The organism is Erythrobacter longus, from assembly GCF_000715015.1.
In the GTDB taxonomy this organism is placed as follows: Bacteria; Pseudomonadota; Alphaproteobacteria; order Sphingomonadales; family Sphingomonadaceae; genus Erythrobacter; species Erythrobacter longus.
On record NZ_JMIW01000001.1, the window covers coordinates 1,008,534 to 1,033,168 of the forward strand.

Annotated in this window: 19 protein-coding genes; 8 read left to right on the forward strand and 11 right to left on the reverse strand. The window is 57.0% G+C overall.

What is annotated here, in order from left to right:
• Positions 1-8 precede the first annotated feature (8 nt).
• Positions 9-1,004 (reverse strand): Rossmann-fold NAD(P)-binding domain-containing protein, encoded by a 996-nt coding sequence (locus EH31_RS04940; protein ID WP_034958420.1) that lies wholly within the window; start codon positions 1,002-1,004, stop codon positions 9-11.
• Between the two features lie 230 nt (positions 1,005-1,234).
• On the opposite strand from EH31_RS04940, the gene eda reads away from it, so the two are divergent.
• Entirely contained in the window at positions 1,235-1,870 is a 636-nt protein-coding gene (gene eda / locus EH31_RS04945) for a bifunctional 4-hydroxy-2-oxoglutarate aldolase/2-dehydro-3-deoxy-phosphogluconate aldolase (protein WP_034958421.1), read from the forward strand.
• Between the two features lie 39 nt (positions 1,871-1,909).
• Here eda and EH31_RS04950 read toward each other — a convergent pair whose 3' ends face one another.
• The 4 genes from EH31_RS04950 to EH31_RS04965 all read right to left on the reverse strand — a co-directional run bounded on the left by EH31_RS04950 (position 1,910) and on the right by EH31_RS04965 (position 6,113).
• On the reverse strand, positions 1,910-2,341 hold the full coding sequence (locus EH31_RS04950; RefSeq protein WP_034958422.1) for a response regulator: 432 nt from the start codon (positions 2,339-2,341) through the stop codon (positions 1,910-1,912).
• 9 nt (positions 2,342-2,350) lie between these two features.
• A complete protein-coding gene (locus EH31_RS04955; protein WP_241765828.1) occupies positions 2,351-4,192 on the reverse strand; it encodes a sensor histidine kinase in 1,842 nt (613 codons plus the stop codon).
• A 94-nt stretch (positions 4,193-4,286) separates the two neighbouring features.
• Positions 4,287-4,952: a response regulator gene (locus EH31_RS04960; RefSeq protein ID WP_034958423.1), complete on the reverse strand. Its 666-nt coding sequence runs from the start codon at positions 4,950-4,952 to the stop codon at positions 4,287-4,289.
• A gap of 45 nt (positions 4,953-4,997) precedes the next feature.
• Positions 4,998-6,113 carry a sensor histidine kinase gene (locus EH31_RS04965; RefSeq protein WP_034958425.1) on the reverse strand — a complete coding sequence of 372 codons (1,116 nt, stop codon included), beginning with the start codon at positions 6,111-6,113 and terminating at the stop codon, positions 4,998-5,000.
• 212 nt (positions 6,114-6,325) lie between these two features.
• On the opposite strand from EH31_RS04965, the gene EH31_RS04970 reads away from it, so the two are divergent.
• Entirely contained in the window at positions 6,326-7,057 is a 732-nt protein-coding gene (locus EH31_RS04970) for a DUF2490 domain-containing protein (protein ID WP_081853219.1), read from the forward strand.
• Positions 7,058-7,087: 30 nt separating this feature from the next.
• On the opposite strand, the gene EH31_RS04975 is transcribed toward EH31_RS04970, so the two are convergent.
• The 5 genes from EH31_RS04975 to EH31_RS04995 are packed head-to-tail and all read right to left on the reverse strand — an operon-like array spanning position 7,088 to position 13,863.
• The gene (locus tag EH31_RS04975) at positions 7,088-8,299 is read right to left on the reverse strand and encodes a CaiB/BaiF CoA transferase family protein (protein ID WP_034958427.1); all 1,212 of its coding nucleotides are present in this window, start codon (positions 8,297-8,299) and stop codon (positions 7,088-7,090) included.
• Complete coding sequence (locus tag EH31_RS04980; protein WP_034958429.1) at positions 8,292-10,187, reverse strand: hydantoinase B/oxoprolinase family protein; 1,896 nt, start codon at positions 10,185-10,187, stop codon at positions 8,292-8,294. The genes EH31_RS04975 and EH31_RS04980 overlap by 8 nt, the downstream gene beginning before the upstream one ends.
• 3 nt (positions 10,188-10,190) lie before the next feature.
• Positions 10,191-12,251, reverse strand: a complete 2,061-nt coding sequence (locus EH31_RS04985; protein WP_034958431.1) for a hydantoinase/oxoprolinase family protein — start codon at positions 12,249-12,251, stop codon at positions 10,191-10,193.
• Positions 12,251-13,186 carry a hydroxymethylglutaryl-CoA lyase gene (locus EH31_RS04990; RefSeq protein ID WP_051699002.1) on the reverse strand — a complete coding sequence of 312 codons (936 nt, stop codon included), beginning with the start codon at positions 13,184-13,186 and terminating at the stop codon, positions 12,251-12,253. The genes EH31_RS04985 and EH31_RS04990 overlap by 1 nt, the downstream gene beginning before the upstream one ends.
• A gap of 8 nt (positions 13,187-13,194) precedes the next feature.
• On the reverse strand, positions 13,195-13,863 hold the full coding sequence (locus EH31_RS04995) for a GntR family transcriptional regulator (RefSeq protein ID WP_034958434.1): 669 nt from the start codon (positions 13,861-13,863) through the stop codon (positions 13,195-13,197).
• 214 nt (positions 13,864-14,077) lie between these two features.
• Between EH31_RS04995 and EH31_RS05000 the strand changes: the two genes are divergently transcribed.
• A complete protein-coding gene (locus EH31_RS05000) occupies positions 14,078-16,594 on the forward strand; it encodes a TonB-dependent receptor (protein ID WP_034958436.1) in 2,517 nt (838 codons plus the stop codon).
• Positions 16,595-16,987: 393 nt separating this feature from the next.
• Positions 16,988-18,586: an alkaline phosphatase D family protein gene (locus EH31_RS05005; protein WP_034958438.1), complete on the forward strand. Its 1,599-nt coding sequence runs from the start codon at positions 16,988-16,990 to the stop codon at positions 18,584-18,586.
• A gap of 46 nt (positions 18,587-18,632) precedes the next feature.
• On the opposite strand, the gene EH31_RS05010 is transcribed toward EH31_RS05005, so the two are convergent.
• Positions 18,633-21,938: a hypothetical protein gene (locus EH31_RS05010; protein ID WP_051698940.1), complete on the reverse strand. Its 3,306-nt coding sequence runs from the start codon at positions 21,936-21,938 to the stop codon at positions 18,633-18,635.
• 208 nt (positions 21,939-22,146) lie between these two features.
• Here EH31_RS05010 and EH31_RS05015 point away from each other — a divergent pair, with 208 nt between their 5' ends.
• The 4 genes from EH31_RS05015 to EH31_RS05030 all read left to right on the forward strand — a co-directional run bounded on the left by EH31_RS05015 (position 22,147) and on the right by EH31_RS05030 (position 24,626).
• Positions 22,147-22,779, forward strand: coding sequence for an isochorismatase family protein (locus tag EH31_RS05015; protein WP_034958439.1), 633 nt, complete (start codon positions 22,147-22,149; stop codon positions 22,777-22,779).
• A gap of 92 nt (positions 22,780-22,871) precedes the next feature.
• Complete coding sequence (locus tag EH31_RS05020) at positions 22,872-23,072, forward strand: hypothetical protein (protein WP_206742009.1); 201 nt, start codon at positions 22,872-22,874, stop codon at positions 23,070-23,072.
• 272 nt (positions 23,073-23,344) lie between these two features.
• Positions 23,345-24,046: a response regulator transcription factor gene (locus EH31_RS05025; protein ID WP_034958441.1), complete on the forward strand. Its 702-nt coding sequence runs from the start codon at positions 23,345-23,347 to the stop codon at positions 24,044-24,046.
• A gap of 40 nt (positions 24,047-24,086) precedes the next feature.
• The gene (locus tag EH31_RS05030) at positions 24,087-24,626 is read left to right on the forward strand and encodes a hypothetical protein (RefSeq protein WP_034958442.1); all 540 of its coding nucleotides are present in this window, start codon (positions 24,087-24,089) and stop codon (positions 24,624-24,626) included.
• Positions 24,627-24,635 lie beyond the last annotated feature (9 nt).

Sequence of the window (24,635 nt, forward strand, 5' to 3'; positions counted from 1 at the left end):
GGAGAGCTTCATACGGACACCTTTGCGCGGGCGACCCTCTCGCCTTGCACGAATGCATCCAACCGCTCCAAAACTGTATCCGCTGCGAAGAGATAAGGGCTTTCCCGGCCCCACAGCTTGCCATGGGCACAGTGCATATCCTCATGGTGGAGACGTGCGGACGTCTGTGGCATTTCCTCACCCATCAGCCGCTCGTAAATGACCTCGGCAGCAATAGGTTCAGACGTAAGGTGGATATGGGACAACCCTGCATCGCGGGCGATACCGATATCGCGCCACAGCCGGTCAATCTCGTAATATTGGAATGTCGTCTCGCGGTTGTGAAACTGTGTGGCAGAAAGGGACAATTCCTTCACCGCCCGCTCCAAAACGCGGCGCCGTGGATCGGCGTTCAATGCTTCCCGGTCGAGCTTATGCAAGCGCGTGGCGGCGTCCACTTGGTAAAGCTTACCCACCCAAACAATGAGGTCAGCAGGCAATCCCTTACAGAGCACATTGAGCTTTTCACCTGTCAGCATTGAAGGCACTGGATTAAGCAGGTCGAAGATGAAGTTCTTGCGAAGCCCCTTCCCGAACAATGCCGGAAGCCTGACAATCAGGCTGTCGTCAAAGCGATCTTCGACAAAGGCTTCAAGCTCGCGGCGGTGACGTCCATAGGCAAGTTCCTCTTGGAAATCCTGCGTGTCCTCAACGTGTTGGCCTGCAAAATCGGAGAGCACTGCGATGGAGGAAATGAGCGTAAAGCGGCTCGCCTTTATGGTCGATAAGCGCTCCATCAAACCATGCATCAAGGCCCGGTCGCGTTCTGGCGCGGTGTTGGCCTCCAGCATGGAACCGGGCGCTGCGGCACACACCACATGAGAGAACGAGCGGCCTGCAAGCTCGCCAATATTGCGGCTGTTAAAACAGGCATCAAACCCCGTTTGGCGCAGCAGTGCTGAGCCCACAAAGCCGGTCGCGCCGAGCAGGCATGTGCCATGTATTGCTGATACTGACGTGGTCATTGAATAGCTTGCGCAAAGGCTCTCAGTTGAGTGAACGGAAAATTCACCACGGAACCTAACCCAGATTACTATCAATTCTGTTAATCACGACCCCACCATATCGGGGCCGTTTTGAATACGAATTCGGGCATTCTCTTTTCCCTCGCTCGAAGCAGGCAATTTTCCTACGATAGCGAAGACATTACGAAGGCGTGATCCGATGACCTTGCGCCCCGACAAAGGATAGATTGATGCCTGACACACAAAACTACGATCCGAGCGAAATCGAACGGGTGATGAAAACGGCGCCTGTGATCCCGGTCCTGGTGGTAAAAGACGTCGGCAAAGCGCGCGAGCAAGCAGAGGCTTTGGTCGAAGGCGGTCTGAAAGTGCTCGAGGTGACGCTTCGCACACCAGACGCATTGGAAGCGATCAAGCGGATGAACCTTGTGCCCGGCGCAATTGTTGGCGCTGGCACTGTGACCAATGTCCGGCAATTGAAACAGGCTCAAGCCGCAGGCAGCGAATTCATTGTCTCGCCGGGATTGACCCAAAGCCTTGGCGAAGCAGCACTTTCCAGCGGGCTTCCCTTCTTACCCGGCATCGCCAATGCAGGTGACATAATGCGCGGGCTTGATTTGGGGCTGACGCACTTCAAATTCTTTCCAGCGATGGCGGCAGGCGGCATTCCTGCATTGAAAGCGCTTTCGGGTCCGTTTGGCCAATGTCTGTTCTGCCCAACTGGCGGCATCTCTGCCAAGACCGCGCCTGAGTGGCTGGCCTTGAAAAATGTCCTTTGTGTGGGCGGAAGCTGGATCGTGCCCGAAGGCGCTGACCTTGATGAGATCAAGGCGCGCGCGGCTGAGGCGGCTGCTTTAGCAGGTTAGTGGGCCGCGGTTAGTGGGGCGCAGTTAGCGCGAACCAGACTAACGTAGCCGTTCGTACAAAAGGCGGGTTTCGAGCAGGTTCGAAATCCGGAGGCCCACCTCAATCACATCAAACGGTTTGGCGACAAAATCCTTTGCTCCAAGCGAGAGCGCTTTGCGCCGCGCCTGGATGGTCGTGTCTGCTGTAAGCACGAGCACGGGGCGAAACTCATCGGCTGCATCGTGACGCGAAAACGCTTCGAGCAATTGAAACCCGTCAATTTCTGGCATCATCAAATCCAGCAGCACAAGATCCGGTTCAAGCTCGATATATGATGCCAGCGCCTGGCTTGATTGGGTCAGGCAATGAACGTCTGTGTACCCTTCGCGCTCAAGCAGGTTGCGCAGCAAGATTACATTGGCTTCTTCATCGTCGATCACCAAGACGCGACGAGCAAGGATTTCCTTTGGGTCAATCAATTGCGATGTCATAATCGGGACCTATTGCACAGGTTGCGGGTCGATACGTGGGACAACATTGCAGGACAGAGAAAACCAGAAGCGCGCGCCTTGATCGAGCGGTTCATAATCAATTACTCCGCCCATCGATTCCACAAGGCTCCTGGACAAGGCAAGACCAAGCCCGGTGCCTTCGCTATTTGGTTTTTTCTGCTGTCCCAGTCGGTCAAATGCAGTGAACAGACGCGATCGGTTCGCTGGGTCAACGCCCGGACCATCATCCTCGACAAAGACGGTGATCTGCTCATTCGCCTCCTCCGCACCCAGGCGCACGAATGTGCCATTGGTGCTGTATTTGGCAGCGTTGCTGACAAGGTTCAGGATAACCTGCATCGTACGCCGCCTGTCCGCCTGAACCGTGGCGTTCGCGCACGGCAAGTCGATATCGAAACGCAAACCCGCCGCCTTCACAATTGGATCAGCCAAGGCGCGCGCTTCTTCGAGAAGTTGCCCGATATTGATCTCTTCAATCTCGACCTCTTCTGCCCCCGCTTCGATGCTGGATATGTTAAGCAGGTCATTGATAAGAGCAAGCAAATGCCGCGACGCCTTAGCGATCTGAAGGATCGCGTCGCGGTGCGGTTTTGAGAAGCTATCCTCGTCAATTTCCAGCAATTGGCCAAAGCCCAAAATGGCGTTCAATGGTGTGCGCAATTCGTGGCTGGTGCGAGAGAGAAACTCGCTTTTTGCAAGGTTTGCAGCAACCGCCTCTTCACGTGCCAGACGCAAATCCTCCTCGCTGCGGCGGCGTTCGGTCATGTCGCGGGTGACCTTGGCAAAGCCTTGCAATTCACCGTCTTCGCCGCGCAAGGCCGTTATCACAACGTCCGCCCAAAACTTCGATCCGTCCTTGCGAATACGCCAGCCTTCATCCTCTGCCGTGCCATTTACACGGGCACGCTCCAGCATCTTGTCAGGCTGGAAATCACGTGTCTCGGCGGGGTAAAACCTACTGAAATGCTGGCCTATGATTTCATCAGTGCGCCAGCCCTTAATGCGTTCTGCACCCATGTTCCAACTGGTCACAATCCCCTCTTTATCGAGGGACAGGATGCCATAATCGCGCACCTGTTCAATCACGAGTCGGAACCGCTCTTCGCTGGCACGAAGGTCATCCTCGCGCTCTCGCAAGAGAGCACTTGCCCGGCTAAGGCGTTGCCCCAAGCGTCCAAGCTCATCGGCCTCTTCAGGGGGGGCTTCCAGGCGTTCGCCTCGGGCAAGCCGTTCCGCATCACCCTCAAGCTTGCTAACGCGGCGCACGATCCCTGTTGAGAACAGGTAAACCGCTGCAAGGCTCCCTAAAAGACCGACGATCCCGCTAACAGCTGTCAGCGCGAGAAAGCGCGTGCGAACATCGTCCACAAGCGCGCGTCTTTCATCAAGGACGACGCTCTCAAGCTTTTGGATGTTGTCAATCTCTGTGCGCACTGCATCAAGCGCAAGCTTATTAGCGATCAGCGACCTTTCAATCTGCTGCGTACTTGGCTGGGTAGTCGATTGCGTGAGAGCGATCGTTGCACGAAGCCCGTCACGCTTCGCCTGCGTCACCTTTAACAGCTCGATAAAGCGCGGGCGAACCGTTTCATCTTTGATCGCCTCCTCCAGCCGGGTGAGAGTCACTGGCAGGTCGCGTTCTGACGTGTAATACGGGGCGAGGAACCGGTCCTCTCTGGTCAAAGCATAACCGCGCACGCCGGCTGCGGCTTCGGCCAAGAGAGCGTGGACCTGATAAACGTCACGCTGGATTGCAAAAGCGCGGCGCACATCGTCTTCTGCCCGGGTTTCAGCGCTGGACGCAAGATAGAGTGAAAAAAGCGCCCCCAAGAGTACCGCAAGCGGCAACGCGATAACGACCAATCCCTTGAAGGCGAGCGGACGGTCTGTCCATATTCGGGGCGAAGATTTGATCAAAGCGCGGTCAGATCCGTGAGTCTTTGGCAGACTTGAGTTTTGTCGCAAGCACCGCTGCTTGTGTCCGGTCTGCGACCCCCAATTTGGCGATCAAGCGTTCAACATGCACCTTGACCGTGGCAGGGCTAATCTCAAGCTTGCGGGCGATTTCCTTATTCGTGAGCCCCTCCGCGACGAGTGCCACCACTTCTTGCTCGCGGCCGGTAAGGATGGTTTCCAAATCACCAGAAACGCTCGTCGCTGTATCGCTGTTCATGGCTGCACTGACCAGATCAAGCGGCACCGCAGAGCGCCCTTCCATCACTTGCACAATCGCGCTGCGTAAATCGCCGATTTGGGTATCTTTGAGAACGTAGCCAGCAGCACCGGCTGACAAGGCGGTTCGCACATAGCCAGGCATATCGTGAAGGGTGAGCATAATCACCTTTGTCGGCAGCCCGAGTGCGGCGATCTGCCGGGTGGCTTCAAGTCCATCAATCCCCTCGCCCAAACGCACATCCATAAGGACAATGTCGGGCACTTTCTCGCGCACCACTTCGATTGCCTCTTCGCCGGTGCTGGCAAGATAAATCGCGGTGAAATCGTCGCCTGCCAGAACCGCGCGAAGCCCTTCGCGGGCCAATTGATGGTCATCAACGATCAGAATGCTGGGCGTTTGATTGGAAGAGGGCATAAAAGGCTCCAGCCGGTTAAGTGTCAGGGGGCAGACTTTCGCAGTCTAAACTTGGGCAGGAAAACGCGCTTCAACATATACGCCGCATTCTGGCCCGGCACCCCATTCAAGCGACCCTCCGATTGCGGCCATACGCTCTTTCATCACTTCAATGCCAACGTTGTTTCCGGCAAGTGCGCCTGCCTTACGGGTTTCCTCCGATGGGCCTGCGCCACAGTCCTCGATCCGCAAGATAAGAGGGTCGGTATCGAACAGAGCCTGGACGGTGACATCACACGGGCCGCCTGCGTGTTTGCGGATATTGGTGACGGCCTCTTGGGCAACGCGGAACACTGCTGTTTCCACCAAAGGCGAGAGGCGAAGGTCGCTCCGGGTGAGGATTTGAGAAACCTCATATCCTTCATCCTCAAGGCTCTCTGCCAATGCCTGTAGCGCCGGCACAAGGCCCAAATCATCGAGCAGTGTCGGGCGAAGACCAGCAATCACCCTGCGCAATTCCGACACGAGTGAACGCGCCACTTCGGCTGGATTGATCGCGCCCTCGCCCCCATTATTTCCGGCGCCCGGACTTTCCAGAATGCGCACCAAAGCGGTCGCGGTTTGCGCCACGCCATCATGCAATTCGTGGCTTACCCGGCGGCGTTCCTCTTCTTGCGCTGTAAAAATCTGATCGAGCAGCTTACCAAGAGTCTTTTCACGCTCCTGAAGCTTGGCAACAAGGCCTGCACGCTCACGCTCTTTGGTGATGCGATCTATCGTGAGGCCAATGAGGTCGAGCTCCATGCGAAACACGTCGCGATCCTCTTCATCGCGAATACCGTCAAGGCCTTTGAAACCGTCGATTATAAGCCAGGCAATTGGCGCGCTTTGACCGCCTGGCGCCTTGATCGGGATTGTGTCTGGACCGAGCGATTGCGTTTCAACCAGCGGAGTTGCGCAATGCAGCACTTTACCGCCGCGGCATCCGACAAAGAAGGCGAGCCTTTGTGCGCATCGGTCGACGGATGCATCAAGTGAGATGCTGGTGGCCTCCGCCAATTCGCGCGCAGATACCGAAAGCAGCCTGAGACGCGCCGCACGCGATTCAGCGGCGCGGTACAATTCGCGCAGTTCGGCGATCGTTTCGCCATCACTCGGGAGAACAGGCAATTGGTCTTGCATAAGCCCTATCATAGTGCACTGCGTGAAAAGTGCATAGGCCAGCCGGCCTACGCCGAGAAGATCGCTAACTGGCTGATTTGGCTTTCGGCATTTGCGGATAGCAGAAGTGCATCGGCGTTATCCAACGACCGATAACACACTGTTGCGGTGTCATCCTCCCGTCCTCCCCACCCTCCCCGAAGGTTGGATGGCACCGCCTACAGGGAAATCAGATGAATACCAGACACACTCAATCCAACCGTCACCCATCACAGGTTCGGCCCTCGCTCTCCATCAAAACGATAGGCGCAATCGCAGGTGTGTGCGGTTTGACGATTGCTACGCCTGCGGCGGCAACCGAAGATGATTTCAACATCTGGACGGGCCAATTCGTCACCATCGATCTTGGCGAAGACAGCGACTGGTTCATCCGCGGCGAGGCGCAAGAACGTTTCACCGATGATGCAGACCGATTGGGACAGCTGTTGCTACGCTCTTTCGTTGGTTATCGTATCACCGATAAGGTCAATTTGGGCGGCGGATACGCCTATATCCTGACCGATCCCGCTGGCCCGCCAGAGCTGAATGAGCACCGCTTCTATCAAGAGCTGAATGTGCGGCTGATTGATCGGGACGGAGTGACACTGGATTCGCGTACCCGCCTGGAACAACGCACTTTTGAAGAGACCAGCGGCACCTCATGGCGTTTCCGCAATTTCGTACAGTTGAAAGTGCCGATTTCCGAGAGCAACAAATTCGTGGCTTACACCGAGCCATTCATTGAACTCAACGACACGCAGGTTCAGCGCGGCGGATTGAGCGTGTGGCGTAATTTTGCAGGGGTTTCGGTGCCGATTGCCGATGGCGTGGAAATGGTGCCCGGCTACCTTAACCAGACGGTGTTTCGCGATGGCGAAGACCGGATGGACCACGTCGCCAATGTGAACATTTTCATGAATTTCTAGGCTTTACCCCGAAAGGGCCGGGCGCGGGGGTTACATCAATCCGCGCTCGGCCTTTTCCTCGATGTCTTCGGCATCCCAGCCCAAAAGCTCGCGCATCACTTCCAGATTGTGCTGACCCGGCGTGACTGGCGCGGTCCTGCGCACCCCGCTTTGCGTCTTGGAAAAACGCGGGAAGGCATTTTGCATCTTCAGTTTGCCGTGCCCTTCGGTTTCCACCTCGATAATGGCCTCACGGTCTTGAAAATGCGGGTCTTCTAGCATGTCTTTAGCGGTGTAAACGCGGCCTGCGGGGATGGAATGCTTGATCATCAGATTGTCGAGTTCCTCCACAGTCAAAGTCGCGGTCCATTCGTTGATGAGGTCATCAAGCTGGGTCTGGTTTTCCCCGCGCGCCAGATGGGTGGCGTAGCGTTCATCGCTCGCCAATTCCGGCCGCTCCATCGCTTCGCACAGACGCGCAAAAATCGCGTCATTGTTGGCACCGATCATAAACGGGCCGTCACTGCACGAATACACATTGCTGGGCGCAATTCCGGGCAGGATTGAGCCGGAGCGTTCGCGGATAAAGCCGTTATAGTCATATTCGGGGACCAGCCCTTCCATGACCTGCAAGACCGCTTCGTAAAGGGCGGTGTCAATGACTTGCCCCTCGCCCGTCTTTTCCCGGTGGTGGAGCGCGGCGAGCACGCCCATAGTTCCATATGTTGCACACAGCGTATCGCCGATGGAAATGCCCATGCGTGCAGGCGCACGGTCGGGTTCACCCACGATGTAGCGCCAACCGCCCATCGCCTCGCCAATCCCGCCAAATCCGGCCCGCGTGGAGTAAGGTCCCGTCTGGCCATAACCCGACATGCGCGCGATGATCAGGCCGGGGTTGAGTTTGTGCAATTCTTCCGGTGCAAGGCCCCATTTCTCAAGCGTTCCTGGCTTGAAATTCTCGACCAGAATATCTGCTTTAGCGATCAACTGGCGGGCGATGTCTTGGCCCTCGGGCACGCGAAGATTGCAGGTGACAGAACGCTTGTTGCGCGCAATCACTTCCCACTGGACCTTTTCCTCGCCCTGCCCCCAGACGCGCATCGGGTCGCCTTTTCCCGGCGGCTCCAGCTTGATAACATCTGCGCCCATATCGCCGAGCAATTGCCCGCAGAATGGACCCGCCAGAAGCTGGCCCATCTCGACCACGCGAAGACCGGCAAGCGCCCCTGCGCCAAGATTGGTGTCGAGCGGCTTACCCATGACGTTGCCCCTGTCTTTGGGTGTCCCATGATGGCTGGATCGGCGCAGGAAGTCCGGTTTCTTCTTCGCACTTCTCGCGCAGGGCCTCGATGCCGGGGCCATAATCGAAAAGCGACAATTCGCCGCGCCCTGCTTTCAGCTCGGCACGTAAGGCGTCTGTCGCGCTCGTATCGACCGAGTGATCGTCTGCGATGACAACGCCATAATCGCGCGCGCCTTCTGGCGTCACGAGGCCTTGGCGGACCTCTAGCCCGACAAGCTCTGGATCACGCTCGAGCGGGTCGCCCCAGCCGCCGCCGCCCCAGGTGATGAAGTGCAATTGCTCGCCCGCCTTCACCTCAACGTCCTCGACCTTGTTGCCGACGATTTCGGTGGTGCCATCGAGCCGCTCAATCAGCTTGGTCGCGCGCTTGCCCGGGTGGCCGCCATTGACGCCCCAAGGGGGCACGAACCAGCGGTCATCGTGGATCGCAATCGCGCCGTCCGCGAGGAAGCGATAGGTCATGTGAATGCCATTCCCGCCCCGGTGAAGGCCAGCCCCGCCTGAGTCTTTCTCGGTCTCGTACCGCTCAATCCGCAGCGGGAAATAGCGCTCCAGAAACTCGTTCGGCACATTGGTGAAACCCGGCCACAGCGAGTGACCATCCGGACCATCACCCAATGGCCGCCCCGGAATACCGCCAAAGCCGATCTGGAACAGCTGGAACCAGTCTGCCTTCTTGCCCTCTCTATTATCCCAGCCGGAATAGAACAGGTGCGGCGAGGAGGAGAAGCCAGCTGCGTTCAGGAACTCTGGCGTGCCCTGACCGAGCAAACCGCCAAGGATGTCAAAGATGCGGCCCAGCGCGTGGGTACGGCCTGACAATGCAGCCGGGAACTTCGGCTTGAGCAAGGACCCTTCGGGAATACGTACTTCGATGAGGTCGTAGAACCCGTCGTTGAACAGAATTTGCGGGTCAAAGACCATGATCATGTAGATGCCGAAGAACATCTTGAACATGTTCTCATTCAAGTAGAAATTGATCGAAGCGGCCGATTGCGGGTCGGTGCCGTCGAAGTCCAGAATCACCTTATCGCCATCGCGCCACATGGTGCATTTGATCTTGTAGGGGCCATAGCCCTTGCCATCGTCGCAGATGAAATCTTCAAAGCTGTTTTTAGCTTCAGGGATCGCCTGACTGATGAGAGCCTTCATCGCGCGGTGGTTGCGCGCGAGCAGTTCTTGCGTCGCGGAATAATACACATCATCGCCAAAGCGCTCGGCCATTTCGATCAGGCGATTAGAGGCCACACGGCAGCTGGCGATAAGCGCGTTCAAGTCCGCCTGACACCAATCGGGTTTGCGCGTTTGGTGCATGACGAGCTTCATCAGGTCGTCATTATACTCACCCTTTTTCCAGATCTTAACGGGCGGAATGCGCACGCCTTCCTGGAAAATCGAGGTTGCCTCAATCGGCATGGATCCCGGCACCATGCCGCCAATATCGGACTGGTGCCCGAACATGGCGGTGTAAGCGATCAGCCGTCCGTCCTTGAACACGGGCAGCATGACAAGCCAATCGTTCGAGTGGCTGATCGCGCCTTCGCATGAGTACGGATCGGACAGGAAAATCATGTCCCCATCCTCAATCGTGCCCTCAAAGCTTTTCAGAAATCCGCCGATGAAGCTGCCAAACTGGCCCACGATCATCTTGCCCGATGGGTCAGCGATCAGCGGGAAAGCATCGCCCTGTTCGCGGATGCCGGGGCTCATGGCGGTGCGCACAAGGGTCGCGTCCATTTCAATCCGGGCGTTTCTCAGAGCGTTCTCGATAATGTCCAAGGTGACCGGATCAAGGTCGAGCCTGTTAAAGGGCGTGGTGTTGGTTTCGATGATTTGTGCTGGCATCGTTTAGCCCTCTTCGGTTGGGTTGATGAGGATATTGCCCACCGCATCGATGGTTGCGGTGCAATCGTGTTCGACGAGCGTTGTGGAATCCATCTCGGTGATGATGGCTGGGCCTTGGATAATGTCCCCTTGGAGCAATTTCGCGCGGTCATAGATGACCGCTTGGCGCTCCTCCCCGTCCATCCAAAGCGTGTGGTCTTTGATTCTCGCAGCCGATGGATCGCCATTGCCTTTGGGAAGCTCCTGCGCCTCCAACTCCAGCGACTCTCCCAGAGCCACAGCGCGCAGGTTCACGATCTCATGCGGGGTATCCATGTTGAAGGTGAAGAGGCGGTGGTGCTCTTCGTCGAACCTCGCAAGGATGCCTTCTATGCCTTTTTCGCGCAAAGTCGCCTGGTCGATTGTAAGAGGAACTTCAAAGGCTTGTCCGGCATAGCGCACATCGACTTCGAACTCGCTGGTGATGCTGTCTGAAGGAATGCCATCGGCCTCCAACTCGGCCCGCGTTTGGGCCGCCATCTCGTCGAGGAGAGCGATGAGGTCGGCCACATCGGTCTGATCGGCAAGCTTGCTGAAAGAGCGCGCGGTTTCTGTCCGCATCCGCGTTGTTGCATCGCCAAGCGCGCACAGCACACCGGGAGACATAGGCGAGACCGCAGACCAAGAGCCCATCAGCTTGGCCACTGCATTCACATGCAAAGGCCCCGCCCCGCCAAAGCCCATCAGGGCAAAGTGCCTGGGGTCATAGCCTTGCTGAACGCTGATCATTCTCAGAGCGCCGAACATGTTTTCATTGACGATATCAATGATCCCGCGCGCTGCGTCCATCAGGGTCACACCCAGCGCATCGGCGATTGTTTGCACCGCCACCTTCGCGCCCTCACGGTCAAGCTTGAACGATCCGCCCAGCAGGTCTTCGGGCAAGTAGCCCAGCACCACATTGGCATCGGTCACCGTCGGCAGTTCGCCGCCTTTGGAATAGGCCACCGGCCCCGGCACAGCGCCCGCGCTTTCAGGACCCACCCGAAGCGCTCCGGTCAATTCCGGCACGTGAGCGATAGAGCCCCCGCCCGCACCAACGGTCTTCACATCCAAAGCCGATGCGCGCACCGACAAATGGCCCACTTCCGTGGTACGCACCCGGCGCGGCTCAAGGTTTTCGATCAACGCAACGTCAGTCGAAGTGCCGCCCACATCGAGGGTCAGAATATTCTTGAGGCCAGCGTTCTTCGCCACCCAAACCGCGCCCGTCACCCCGCCGGCAGGACCCGACATCAGGATGTTAACGGGATGCTCTTCGGCCTTCTGGCTGCTCATCAATCCGCCGTCGGAACGCAGCAGCGAAAGCTTACCCTTCACGCCTGCCTGAACCAGCTTGTCCCGAAGGTTCGCAATGTATTTGCCCACCACCGGACGCACCGCCGCGTTTGCAACGGTGGAGAGTGTGCGCTCATATTCCTGCATTTCAGGAAGCACTTCGTGGGAAAGCGAAATCGGCACTGCGCCGCCGAACACTTCCTCAGCAATCGCGCCGATGCGCTTCTCATGCGCGCCGTTTACATAGGCGTTGATGAGGCTGACTGTGAGGGCTTCCACGCCCTGCGCCTTCAATTGCTCGAGAGCCGCGCGCGCTCCTGCTTCGTCGACGGGCCGCACTTCCTTGCCATCGGCACCCATCCGGCCACCCACGGTGAGCGTGTCCTCAAGCGCCGCCAAAGGTTGCGGCTTGGGCCAGACGATCCACGCGGCTAGACCTCCGGGCACAAAACTGCGCGCGATCTGCATGATGTCGCGGTAACCCTCTGTGGTGATGAGCCCCACCCGCGCGCCCTTGTTTTGCAGCACCGCATTGGTCGCAACCGTCGTTCCGTGAAGGAAGAACTCAATATCGCCCGGATCAACCTCTGCCTCGGCAGTGATCGCAAGCACCCCGTTCAAGATCCCTTCCGAGCTATCATGCGGGGTCGAAGGCGTTTTGTGCCGCCAAAAGGCGCCGTTTTCCTGATCAAGCAACAGCAGATCGGTGAACGTACCCCCTACATCCACTCCAAGACGATAGCGCATCAGGCGAGTTCCTCTTCTTCTTCTTGAGATTGGGCGATTGGAAAACCGCCGGATTTGGCAACCATCGCCGGAAGCTCTTTGCCCATGATCGGGACAAGCCAAGCGTTGGTTTCGATGAGTTTTGTGAGGTCAAGGCCAGTATCGATCCCAGCCCGCTCAAGCATATAGACCACGTCTTCGGTTGCGACATTGCCCGCAGCTCCCGGTGCGAAAGGACACCCGCCTAGCCCGCCAATGGACGCATCAATGGTGGAGGCCCCTGCCTCAATCGCAGCCCATACATTGGCAAGGCCGGTGCCGCGTGTGTTGTGAAAATGCATTCGGATCGGAATGTCGCCGACCACTTCTTTCACGCCTTCAACCAGGCGGGTGACATGGGCGGGATTGCCGACCCCGATTGTGTCGGCGAGCGCGATCTCGACTGGGCCAGCCTCCACAAGAGCCGCGGCCATTGCGATCACGCGGGCGTCTTGCACCTCACCTTCAAACGGGCACCCAAAACTAGCCGCGATCGTGGCCTGCGCGGTTTTACCTGCTGCTTTTGCTGTTTCGATGATCGCCTTTGCCGCTTCGACCGATCCGTCGGATGTCTGACCCTGATTTCGCATGGCGAAGGTATCAGTCGCAACGCACACAGCACCCAGTTGATCGATGCGCCCTGTCGCAAGAGCGCGATCAGCGCCGCGCTGGTTCATAACAAGCCCGATGTAGGTAACGTCGCCGCGCTCCGGCAGGCCAGCGCACACTGCTTCTGCATCGGCCATCTGCGGAACAGCCTTCGGATTGACGAAACTCGTCACCTCAACCCGCCGCGCACCTGCATCAATCGCTCGGTTGATAAGGTCCAATTTCATATCGGTCGGGACCTGAACTTTCTCGTTCTGGAGCCCATCGCGCGGGGCGACTTCGACGATCTCGACACTTTTTGTATACACTGTTGCCACTATGCCGCACCCTTTTTCAGCGCGCCCATGCCTTTGTGAGCATCACAATATGCATGAAATGCGCGGCGGATATGCCCTGCCATGATACTTTCCGCCCAAGGGCCATCGCGCCGCTCAAACGCCGAAATCAGATCGGCGTGCTCGCTGTGCGAGTTTTGAAACGCTGTGGGGTCATAATTGTGCGCCGTACGCCACACGACTGGCTGTTCGATAAGAGCTGTCAGGAGATTTTTGAGCCGCGGCGACCCGGCAGTATCCAGCACAAGCGCATGAAATTCGCGATTGCGATCAAGGAAGGTTGGGACATCCGGGCGCGGCTTCGAAATAGCTGCAAAAATTGCTTTGTTATAATGCTTTAACTCATCGACGATATCATCGGTGATCCGTTCCGCAGCCCGCCGGGCGGCATGCCCTTCAAGCATCGCGCGAAGCTCAAAGGCGTCCGCAACATCATCAAGTGACCAGTCAGCAACATAGCTGCGCTGCGACTCGGTCCGCCTGACAAGAAGGTCGACTTCAAGCTGACGCAGCGCCTCTCGAATCGGTGTCCTTGAGACCCCGCAAGCTTGTGCCAAAGCCTCTTCACGCAGCGGATCGCCTGACGATAATTCGCCCGACAATATCATGCCGCGGATGGCATCATAGGCGCGGTCTGACGCTTTGCTCATGGGAATTATCTCGGCTTGTTGCACAGGGGTATGACGAGCTTGACTTCTGCTAATTGTATACAATAAAGCGAACGTCAAGCAAGGCGGTCGTCACAATCCGCTTTGAAAGTGGCGGGATCCACTAAGGCTGTTGTCCAGTAGTTAGGTGCCAAAACAACAAACGTGTCACGACATCGTTCCTGCCAATGAGGGGCGATTGGAGGAGATAAACCACATGCGTCAGTTCCAATTCCTTACCGCAGCATCCCTCATAACCCTCGCCGCAATTGCTGCGCCCGCCGCTGCACAAACCGTTCCTTCAGCGGATGAAGCAAGCGAAGAAGACGACAATGCGATTATCGTCACCGCCCGCCGCCAGAATGAGCGTCTGCAAGATGTGCCTGCTTCGGTGTCTGTGTTGACCGCAGATGCGCTGGAAAAGACCGGAGCATTGAATGCGTCTGATTTCTCGCAGCTCACTCCCGGCGTCACGATCGTGACCGGTACGGCAGAGGCAGGCGATACGCAGATCAACATTCGCGGTATCAACGGCGCGCGCGATGCAGAAAGCTCTGTTGCCCTTGTGGTCGATGGCATTCTCAAAACCAACACCGCGCAATTGAACCAGAACCAAGGGTCCCTGCGCCAGGTCGAAATCCTGAAAGGTCCGCAAGGCGCGCTTTATGGCCGGAATGCTGCGGCTGGCGCGATTGTATTGCAAACGGTGAAACCCGGCGACTTCGTTGAAGGGGCTGCGCGTGCCTCTTATGCCAATGAAAACACCTTTGAAGGCACCGCCTACATCTCCAGCCCGCTCGGCGAAAACATCGGCATTGTTGCATCGGGCTATTACCGGACCACCGACGGTTTCTTCCGCAACGGCTTTTTGAACGCCGACGTCGTTGACGATCAGGAAGTGTGGACCGTCGACGGACGCATTGTCGCCGACCTTGGGCCAGCAACCGAGCTTGACGTGAAAGCCCGCTACTCACAGCTTCGCGGCGCGTCGATCAACTTTAACTCCTCGTTCCACATCCCTGCATTCGGAGCCACCAACCCGGCGTTCTTCGAAGACGTGAACGAGCATCCCTTCGTCTACAATGGCAATATCCGCCCGACGAACGAGCAGGACAGCTTCGACATCTCGGCCAAGATTGAGCATGAGTTTGACAGCGTGACGCTCACTGCCTGGGCGCTCTACTCCGATGTTGATCAACTTTTGACCGCAGACGGAACCAGCGCCGACTTTGCCCGCTTTATCGGCGCAGCAGACCCGGCGGCTCAAGGGGTTGTCGATAGCTGCTTTGCATCGACCGCCAACCTAACCGGCTTCCCGGTCGCACAGCCCGGTTTCATCGGCCAGATCCCTGTGCCGTTCATCTTTGCGCCTGCCAATGGCTCAACCTTCGGTGCCTACAGCCCGACGACGTGCGACGGCACACAGCTGCAAATCCGCGAACAATCCGACATCAGCGCAGAGATCCGCCTCGCCTCCAATGGCGGCGATGCATTGAGCTGGCAGATCGGTGCTTATTTCCTCAACATCGACCGTGAAACCGGCGTTTCCATCGGCGGTGACACAGGCGCAGGGGTAAGCCGCGAATTGTTCAACGCTCCGGGCAGCTCAAACCCGACCAGCCTCCTTTTGAACGATGAATTCGACACCACCGTCTATGCCGTGTTCGGCAATGCGGAATATGCGTGGGATGATCTCACAATCGGCCTGGCGCTTCGGTACGACGTCGAAGACCGCTCTTCGGAAAGCCTTGTGCCTGCTGGCGCGCTTGACCCGTTCACAGGCGGCCCGATCAACCCCGGCCTTGCCTTTGGCGCATTCAGCCCCGTGAGCGAGACGTTCAAACAGCTGCAACCAAAGCTAAGCATCAGCTATCAGCCCTCTCCAGACCTCAACCTTTATGCCAACTGGGGCATCGGGTTTAAGTCCGGCGGCTTCAACAACCAAGGTTCCTCGGCGATTATTGATGCCAACTTTGTCCAGTTCATAGGCGCTGATGTGACCATCAATGACGTTTACGACAAAGAGGTTTCTTCCGCATTTGAAGCAGGGGTCAAAGGTCAGCTTTTAAACGGACGGCTCACTTTTGATCTTGCCGGATACTACACCGAAATCGACGACATGCAGTTCTTCGAGTTTTTCGTTGGCTCCTTCGGCCTCTTACGTGTGGTTTCCAACATTGACGAGGTGGAGGTTTACGGCCTTGAATTCAACTCAAGCGTTGAAATCATCGAAGGCTGGAAATTCTTCGGCTCGGTCAACGTGACCGAAAGCGAGATCAAGGCGAACAGCTCGCGTCCTTCGACTGTCGGAAACGAAAGCCCCTACACCGCTGATTACACGATCAACCTTGGCACCGAAATCGACACGCCAATGAGCGACACTGTCGATCTGATCGTGCGGGCGGATTACCGGATTACGGGGCCTACATGGTTCCACTCCTTCCAGGACCAAACCTCGCCAACCTTGTTCTCTGGCCTGTTGCCAGGCTCCGCGCTCGCACTGCCTGCCTTTGTAGGTGATGCGGATTACAGCGTGGCTCAGCGCGAGGCGTTTGGCGTCCTAAACCTTCGTGCAGGGGTGGAGATAGGGGATTTCACGGCCACCGTGTTTGCCGAAAACGCACTCAACCGCGAGTATCTCAACGAGGTTATTCCAGCAATTGAGTTTGGTGGCTCTTTCATTTCGCCGGGTGCACGGCGCCTTGTCGGTGTGGAAGTGGGTTACAGCTTCTAAAGCTCCAATTCCCACTCCAACACCAAAAGAGCGCTTCGAGCGTCGCTAGAGGGCGGGACGGGCAAAAGCTCGCCCGCCTTTTCTAATTGTGAATGGGCCTTTTGAATGGGTCTTGTGCATGGCGGATATTTCCTACACCAACGCACTGCGCTAACTCTTGCCCGATGCCCAATTGCCCTCTCTTTTGCTCAATCGGTTCGACCGATCAAAACGCCCGAAATGGGTCGAGAGGTTTTTTGCCCCTGGACAGTGTGTCAAGTGTGTCAAAAAGCGCCGATTTACGCGATGAATCAATGGCTAAGCGTTGCAACACTACTGCAACACGAACAGGCCAAACACCGGAATGATGCAAGGCCGAATTGGGCCACGCAAAGATGACAGGAAACCGATCTTATGACCGATAATCGATCCCGGCGGATAGAGCTTAGCAGGCGCTTTGCTCTCAAAAGTTTCGGCGCATCGGCAATTGCCGGCCTTTCGCTGGTAACGGCAAGCGGCGCGGTCGCCTCTCCTGTTTTCCGGCAATACCCGTTCCAGCTTGGCATCGCGAGCGGTGAACCAGAACCCGATGGCTTTGTCATATGGACGCGGCTTGCTCCCGATCCCTTTGAAATCGGTTATGGCATGCTGCCTGCTCCGGTCGAGGTGCGCTGGGAAGTCGCCAGAGATGAGCGGATGCGCGACAAGGTCGCCGAAGGGACCGCTATTGCGCGGCCAGAGCTTGGCCATGCGGTGCATGTCGAGGTTGCAGGGCTCGAACCCAATCGCCCCTATTTCTACCGCTTCTATTCAGGGCGCGAGCGCAGCGGAGTGGGCCGTGCAAAGACAACGCCTGCCATCGGGCAACCGATTGAGGGCTTGCGCTTTGGCGTTGCTGGCTGTCAGAATTACGAAGAAGGCTATTACACCGCGCACCGCTATCTGGCGGCGGAAGAGGCGGACTTCATCTACTGCTATGGCGATTACATCTACGAATATCGCGGCGACCGGATGAGAGCCAAATGGCATGGCGGGGTTGAAGAGAACGTGCGGCCCCACTTTGGCCAGGAAATCCACACCATCGCGGACTACCGCCGCCGCTATGCGCAGTACAAGATGGACACCGACCTGCAGGCAGCGCACGCCTCTGCCCCATGGTTTGTGACATGGGACGACCATGAGATTGACAACAACTGGGTTGGCGATATCGATCAGGACGGCACGCCAGCGGCAATCTTTGCCCTGCGTCAGCAGATGGCGATGCAGGCCTATTACGAACATATGCCGCTGCGCGCCTCCTCCATGCCGCTGGGCAACCGGATGCAGATTTACCGTCAGCAACGCTTTGGCGATTTGCTCGATCTGAACCTGCTCGACACGCGTCAGTATCGCACCGATCAGCCGTGCGACGACCGCTGGGCGCAGTATTGTGACGGCGTGGACGACCGCGCGGCGCAGGTTCTGGGCAAGCAACAGGAGGATTGGCTTTATGAAAAGCTGGGCTCTTCCAAGGCGCAGTGGCAGGTTCTCGCACAGCAGATCATGATGATGGACCTTGATCGCCGCATTGGCGATGGCGAGGGCCGCAATCTCGACAGTTGGGGCGGCTATGAGACACCGCGCGACCGCGTGCTGGCGCAAGTGAAAGAGCTTGGGCGTGACAGTGTGATCGTGCTTACAGGTGACGAGCATCAGAACTACGCAGGCGAGCTTCACCTTGACGGTCAGCGTCCTGGCGCAAAGCCGATAGCGACCGAATTTGTCTCAACCTCGATTACGTCGGGCGGAGACGGCGAGGAAACACGTTCTGACACGGCGGAAATCCAGAAAGAGAACGAGTGCCTCAAATGGCACAATGCTCAGCGCGGCTATGTCATGTGCGAAGTGACCCGCGATCAGTGGACGACCGAGTTCAAAACGATGGATTACGTGTCAAAGCGCGGCGGGGCGATCAAGACGCGCAAACGCATGGCTGTTGCAGCAGGTGCACCGGGGTCACTGGCCGAGGCCTAGACCCCGGCCAGATTGCCCAGCTAGTCTCCGACCAATTTAGCGCGGCTTATTGCGGATAGCTGGGAACACCGCTTCCCGGAGTGTACGGCGCGCCAAGGCTTGCAAGCTCGGCTTCGAGCGCATCGATCCGAAGCTCCGCGTCGTGAAGCTGAGCAAGCACACCGGCAAAGTCGCTCTTCGCGATCTCGAGCGCGGTCTTGTCAGAGCCCGTCACAGGCGACTGATGGTTCCAGCCCCAGCCGATGATCTGACCAACACGTTGCAAGATTGAGAAAGGCACCGGCTCATTGCGGCTAGCAACTGAATTGTCTCCGAACAGCGCCATATCACTTTGATCAAGGATGCTTTCGATCTGTTGGATAGTGGTGCGCTGCGCGTCGACAGGCTGTTGCAACGCCTCAGTTGCGACCTTCAAATGGTTCACCCGGTTGCGCAGTTCGAAGGACGCATCGCCTGCTCCATAAACGGCGCGAGCAAGCTCAGAGGTCTCCTCCTGGAACGCAAGCACAACGGCCCGGTCGGTTGCCAGCTCCGGGCTGTTTTCAAGAGGCTTCACGGTGAAGCTCTGAGGCGAACCCAAAGGCGTCACAACGCCATTGATCCGCTTGCCCATTTGCACGGTGTATTCACCCGGCACCACCAGAGGCCCCACAGGGGCGCTGCTGAAGATGCTGCCTTGCGGAGCCGAAAGCTGTGCTGGATATGGGTTGGGATAGCGTAGGTCCCACGCCACACGGTGCAGACCCTTGGACTTGGGCCCGGTCATACGGCGTACAACCTGGCCCTGGCTATCGGTGATGGTGAAGATGATCGCAGGCTCATCCTCGCGGTCCTCTTGGCGCAGCTGCTCCCACGATGGGTACGGCGTATCGCCGCCGGTCTTCTCGACCTCACGCTCAGCCTTGCGGCGTGCTTCGCCCCGGGTCTCAAGTCCATCCCGCAGTGTGTAGGTAAAGACCGCGCCATAGGGCGGGTTCTCGGCATACCAGAAGTTGTCACCATTGGACGCCTGAGCGCTACCATAGGTGCCCCACAGATCGCCTTCGATATACATCCAAGGGTCGCGAACAGGGAAAAGCGTAGCTTCGCTCGACGCAACGGCTGAGGCGTTGGTGCGAAGGGCCGAGTAATCATCGAGCACATAGACACCGCGGCCAAAGGTCCCAACGACAAGGTCGTTTTCACGCCGCTGGATCTCAATATCACGCACATTGGTCGTCGGGAAACCGGCCTTCAATTGTTGCCAACTTCCGCCACCGTTTTGAGTGTAGAAAAGACCAAATTCCGTGCCGACGAACAAAAGGTTGGGATCAACATGATCCTCGGCAATGGTGTGTGCCGAACCTTTTCCCGGTAGATTGCCAGAGATCGACGTCCAGCTGCGGCCACGGTCATTGGAGCGATAGACATATGGCTTGTCATCGCCGCGCTTGTGGTTGTCGAATACGGCATAGGCGACATTGGAATTGTGATTTGAGGCTATGATGTCCTCAACCAACGTCATATCCGGCACACCGCGAACGCTGGTTTGTCGGCGCCAGTTTGCGCCATTGTTCTCTGTGACCGAAATCACGCCGTCATCGGTTCCAACATAGATCAAGCCTTCGACCAGAGGGCTCTCAGCCAGAGCAATTGCGGCGCCATAGATTGAGGTTGAATCGTTCTTTGCAATCGCATCAACGCTCCACACACGGCCCATGACTTCCAACGCATTGCGGTCGATCTGGCGGGTGAGATCAGGACTGATCTTTTCCCACGAATTGCCGCGATCATTGGAGGCAAACAGGTACTCTGCCGCGTAGTAAATCCGGTCAGGATTGTGCGGGCTGATGAGGAGAGGCGTATTCCAGTTCCACTTGTACGCAGGTTCACCAGGCTCTGGTTGAGGGGTCAGGAACACCCGCTCCTGCGTGCGCCGGTCATAACGGGCAAGCCCGCCATATTGGTACTGCGTGTAGACAAGGTTGGGATCGCGCGGGTCGATCTGAGGTTTATAGCCATCACCGCCCAGCACAATGTGCCAATCGGAATTGGTGATACCGTGAACCAGTGTCGTTCGCGAAGGCCCGCATAGCGAGTTATTGTCCTGCGTCCCCCCGCACACATTGTAGAATGGCGAGGCGTTGTCAGGCTGTACGCGGTAGAACTGCACAATCGGCAGGTTCTGGAAATGCCGCCATTTCTGGCCGCCATCCCATGTTTCATAAACCCCGCCATCGCCGCCGATAATCATGTGGGCGGTGTTGCTCTCGTCAATCCACAGCGCGTGATCGTCCACATGGCGCGTTGCATTGCTCATGTCGGAGAAAGTCTTACCGCCATCGACCGAACGCTTGGAGAAAGTATCGAGCGAATAAAGGACGTTGGGGTCCCTGGGATCGACCACGATCTCATTGTAATATTGCGGGCTCGTCGTCATGTGGCCTGAGCGTTTTTCCCAGTTCTGGCCAAAGTCGGTCGAGCGATAGACGCCCTTCTCATCGTCCTGCGCCTCGATAATCGCATAAAGCGTGTTGGGAGCTGATGGCGCCATCGCAAGGCCAATCCGGCCCACGTCGTCCTTGCCTGGCAGGCCCGCTGACACCTTGCTCCAGCTCTCACCGCCATCGCTCGAACGGTGAATGCCAGAACCGGGGCCACCATTGATCAGCACCCAAACGTGGCGACGACGCTGATAGGAAGACGCGGTGATGAGGTCGGGGTTGTCCGGGTGGACAACAAATTCGTTAATGCCAGTGTGTTCGTCGACCTCAAGGATCAACTCCCAGCTTTCTCCCCCATCGGTCGTCTTATAAAGTCCGCGATCGCCTCCAGCTGACCAAAGTGGTCCCTGAGCTGCGACCAAAACGTGGTTCTCATCCTCGGGGTTGATCCAGATCTGACCGATGTGGCCAGATTTATTAAGCCCCATGTTTTTCCAGGATTTGCCGCCGTCGGTCGACTTGTAAACACCGTCACCAAAGGCGACCGAACGCTGAGCGTTGTTTTCGCCCGTGCCCACCCAGATTGTGTTCTCATCAGAGGGGGCGATTTCAACCACACCGATGGAATAAGAGCCTTCACGGTCGAAAATCGGGGTCCATGTGGTGCCTGCATCCTTAGTCACCCAAAGACCGCCCGATGCCGTTGCGACGATGTAATGGTGCGAGCCACCTTTGAAGAATGCAAAATCCGAAATCCGCCCAGAGACATAAGACGGGCCAATCAACCGCAGTGGGAGCGACGACAACGCGCTGCTGTCATCCTCTTGCGCGATTGCTGGTGCGCTAAAGCCAAAGCCCATCACCGCGCCGCCCATGACAAGGGCGACAAATGCAAGCGCACGGGCGGTGGATTGGAAAAGATGTCTCATGGCCAAATGGCTTCCCCTTTAATCCGTCGGTTTTACGACTTTCTTGGACGAAACCTTAGCCAAGAAATGAAACTTCGCAACGCGTTACAAATTGTGCGCCCAGTTTTAGGGTCAGAACCCAAGATTTGTCTCACGCAACGCCCCTTCCCGCTTGACCATGGCCGCGCGCTCGTTGAACGAGAATGCGACCCACAAATGAGGCGCACAGATGACAGACGGTTTGGATCAAAACTACGCCAAGGCGTATGACGGTAAAGCAGGTTTTGGGAAATCGCCTGCGCTCATCCTCATCGACTTTGTTCAAGGGTATTTTGACCCCTCCTGCGATCTTTATGCCGATGTTGATGAGGCGCTCGCCTCAGCCCTGCGCGTGCGAGAGGCAGCGCACAAGGCGGGCATTCCGGTCATCCTCACCAATGTCGTTTATCATCCCAAGGCGATCAATGGCGGCCGCTTTTTCGAAAAAGCCACTCCCTTGCGCTATTTCCTTGAAGGCAGCCCTATGGGCGATTGGCCCGAAGGGTTGCAACCAACCGAAGATGAGCTTGTCATCTCGAAGCAATATCCCAGCGCCTTTTTCGGGACCTCGCTAGCCTCAACACTGACCAGCCTTGGCGTGGACAATGTCATCCTTACCGGCCTCACCACAAGCGGATGTGTGCGCGCGTCATGTGTCGATGCGATGAGCCACGGCTTCATCACAACCGTGGTGCGCGATGCATGCGGGGATAGGCACAATGACCCGCACGAAGCCAATCTGTTCGACATGCAAGCCAAATATGCCGACGTCGTGTCCGAAGACGCGATTATCGCCCATCTTGGCGCTTTAACTCAGAGCTAAGCCCAGCAGGCCCGCTTTCCCATCACAGTTTGCAAGTGTTTACAGGCGCATCGGTCAAATGTTGCCTATTAATCGTGTGTGGGAGTCGCGAAATGGGGAATGAAGAGATGGAACGCGAGGCAAGTGATCAAAAACCCAGTGCAAGCACACTCTGGCTTGCGATTGGTATTGGCGCATTTTCAGTCTTCGCATCCTTCTTCATGGCAGTCTATTTTGCGGCAATAGGCACAAACAGCGACACAGGTGCAATTGAGGCGCAACGCCTAGAAGCATCGGCCCGGCCTGCTGATTAAGTATCGGAAAAGTTTGAGTTAAACGTTTGGCAAAGTCCTTCGGGTGCAGCGTATTAAAGTGCTAAGCCATACGTTTGAGGCGGGCTCCACCCTAACCCCCCGGGGCTCGCCTCCTTGCTTTTCGCGACAGGAGAACCTCGCCTCCATGCGCTGCCCTTGCCGGTAAAAAATTGTAACTTCTGGCTATTGTGCCCGGTCAAAGGCTGGATTGATTGGCGTTCAAATGTAACACACCGGGGCGTGTTACAATTGAGGGTAAGGAACGCTTGAAAATGCGGATAGCACTCGCAGACGATGACCGGGATATCCGCGACCAGGTTTCGGCCATGGTCCAAAAAGCGGGTCATATTGTCGATGAATTCACTAATGGCCAGGACGTCCAAAAGGCGCTGCAACGCGACACTTACGATGTCGTCTTGTTGGACTGGAACATGCCAGGGCGCACCGGTTTCGAAGTTCTCGAATGGGTGGCTGAGAATATTGAATTTCCCCCTCCCATCATTTTGCTCACCAGCAGGCAGGCAAAGAGCGACGTTGTTGCAGGGCTTGAGGCGGGCGCAGTTGATTACATCGTAAAGCCGGAAAGCGAAGAGGTGATCCGTGCGCGTATCGAAGCAGCTGCCCGGCGCACAGCGGTCAAGGAAATCCGCGAAAAGGCTGAGTTTGGACCGTTTGTCGTTGATCAAAACACGCGGACAATCTCGCGCGATGGTCAGCCGATTACTCTGACCGCCAAAGAGTTTGATTTGGCCTTGCTCCTGTTCGAAAACATCGATCGGCCTTTGTCGCGAAGCTATTTGTTTTCGCGCGTTTGGGGCGGCAATATCGATATTGAAACGCGCACGATCGACATGCATGTTTCGCGCCTTCGTTCAAAACTTGGCCTTACCCCTGAATCGGGTCTTGTGATCAGGACCGTTTTTGGCTTCGGTTACCGCATGGATCACTTTGAGGTCGACGACTTGCACAAGTGATCGCTATGGTGCGGCCCAATTGGAAAGGAGCCACGCTGTCATGATGAAACTGGGACGAACCCGCGTCATCAGCATAGCGCCTTTGGTGCTCGCATCATTGCTTACTTCAGCCTGCGCGATTTCCACACCAGCGACCATCACCTCAGCGCAAAACAGCCCGCAAGCGATCACCAGCGTCCAATTGCTGCGTGATGCGGAGGAGAATGGCGTTGCGGATAATCTGCGGTCTCGGTTCCGCGACGAACTAACCCAGCAGCTTCGCGCGCGGGGTGTAAATCTCGGAACGGGCGCTGAATTCATAATGGACTTTGCCGTCTCTCAGCGCGATGCAGAAGTAGGCCTACAACCTGTTTCAGTCGGAGACGCAGGCGATACGGCAGAGCCAATCGAACCTTCGATACGCGGCCGCTGGTATCACAAGTGCAAGCCCACCCGAGTGAGCGCAAGCATAGTAATCTACGCGCGCGCCAATGGTGCGGCCCAGGCTAATTCGTCGGGTGAATTCTTGGCTTGCCCAGATGACCTGTCGCAGCTGGGTGATCTGGCAAAAATCCTTGTGGAGCGTACCGTCGGCAATTGAGCTTTTTGG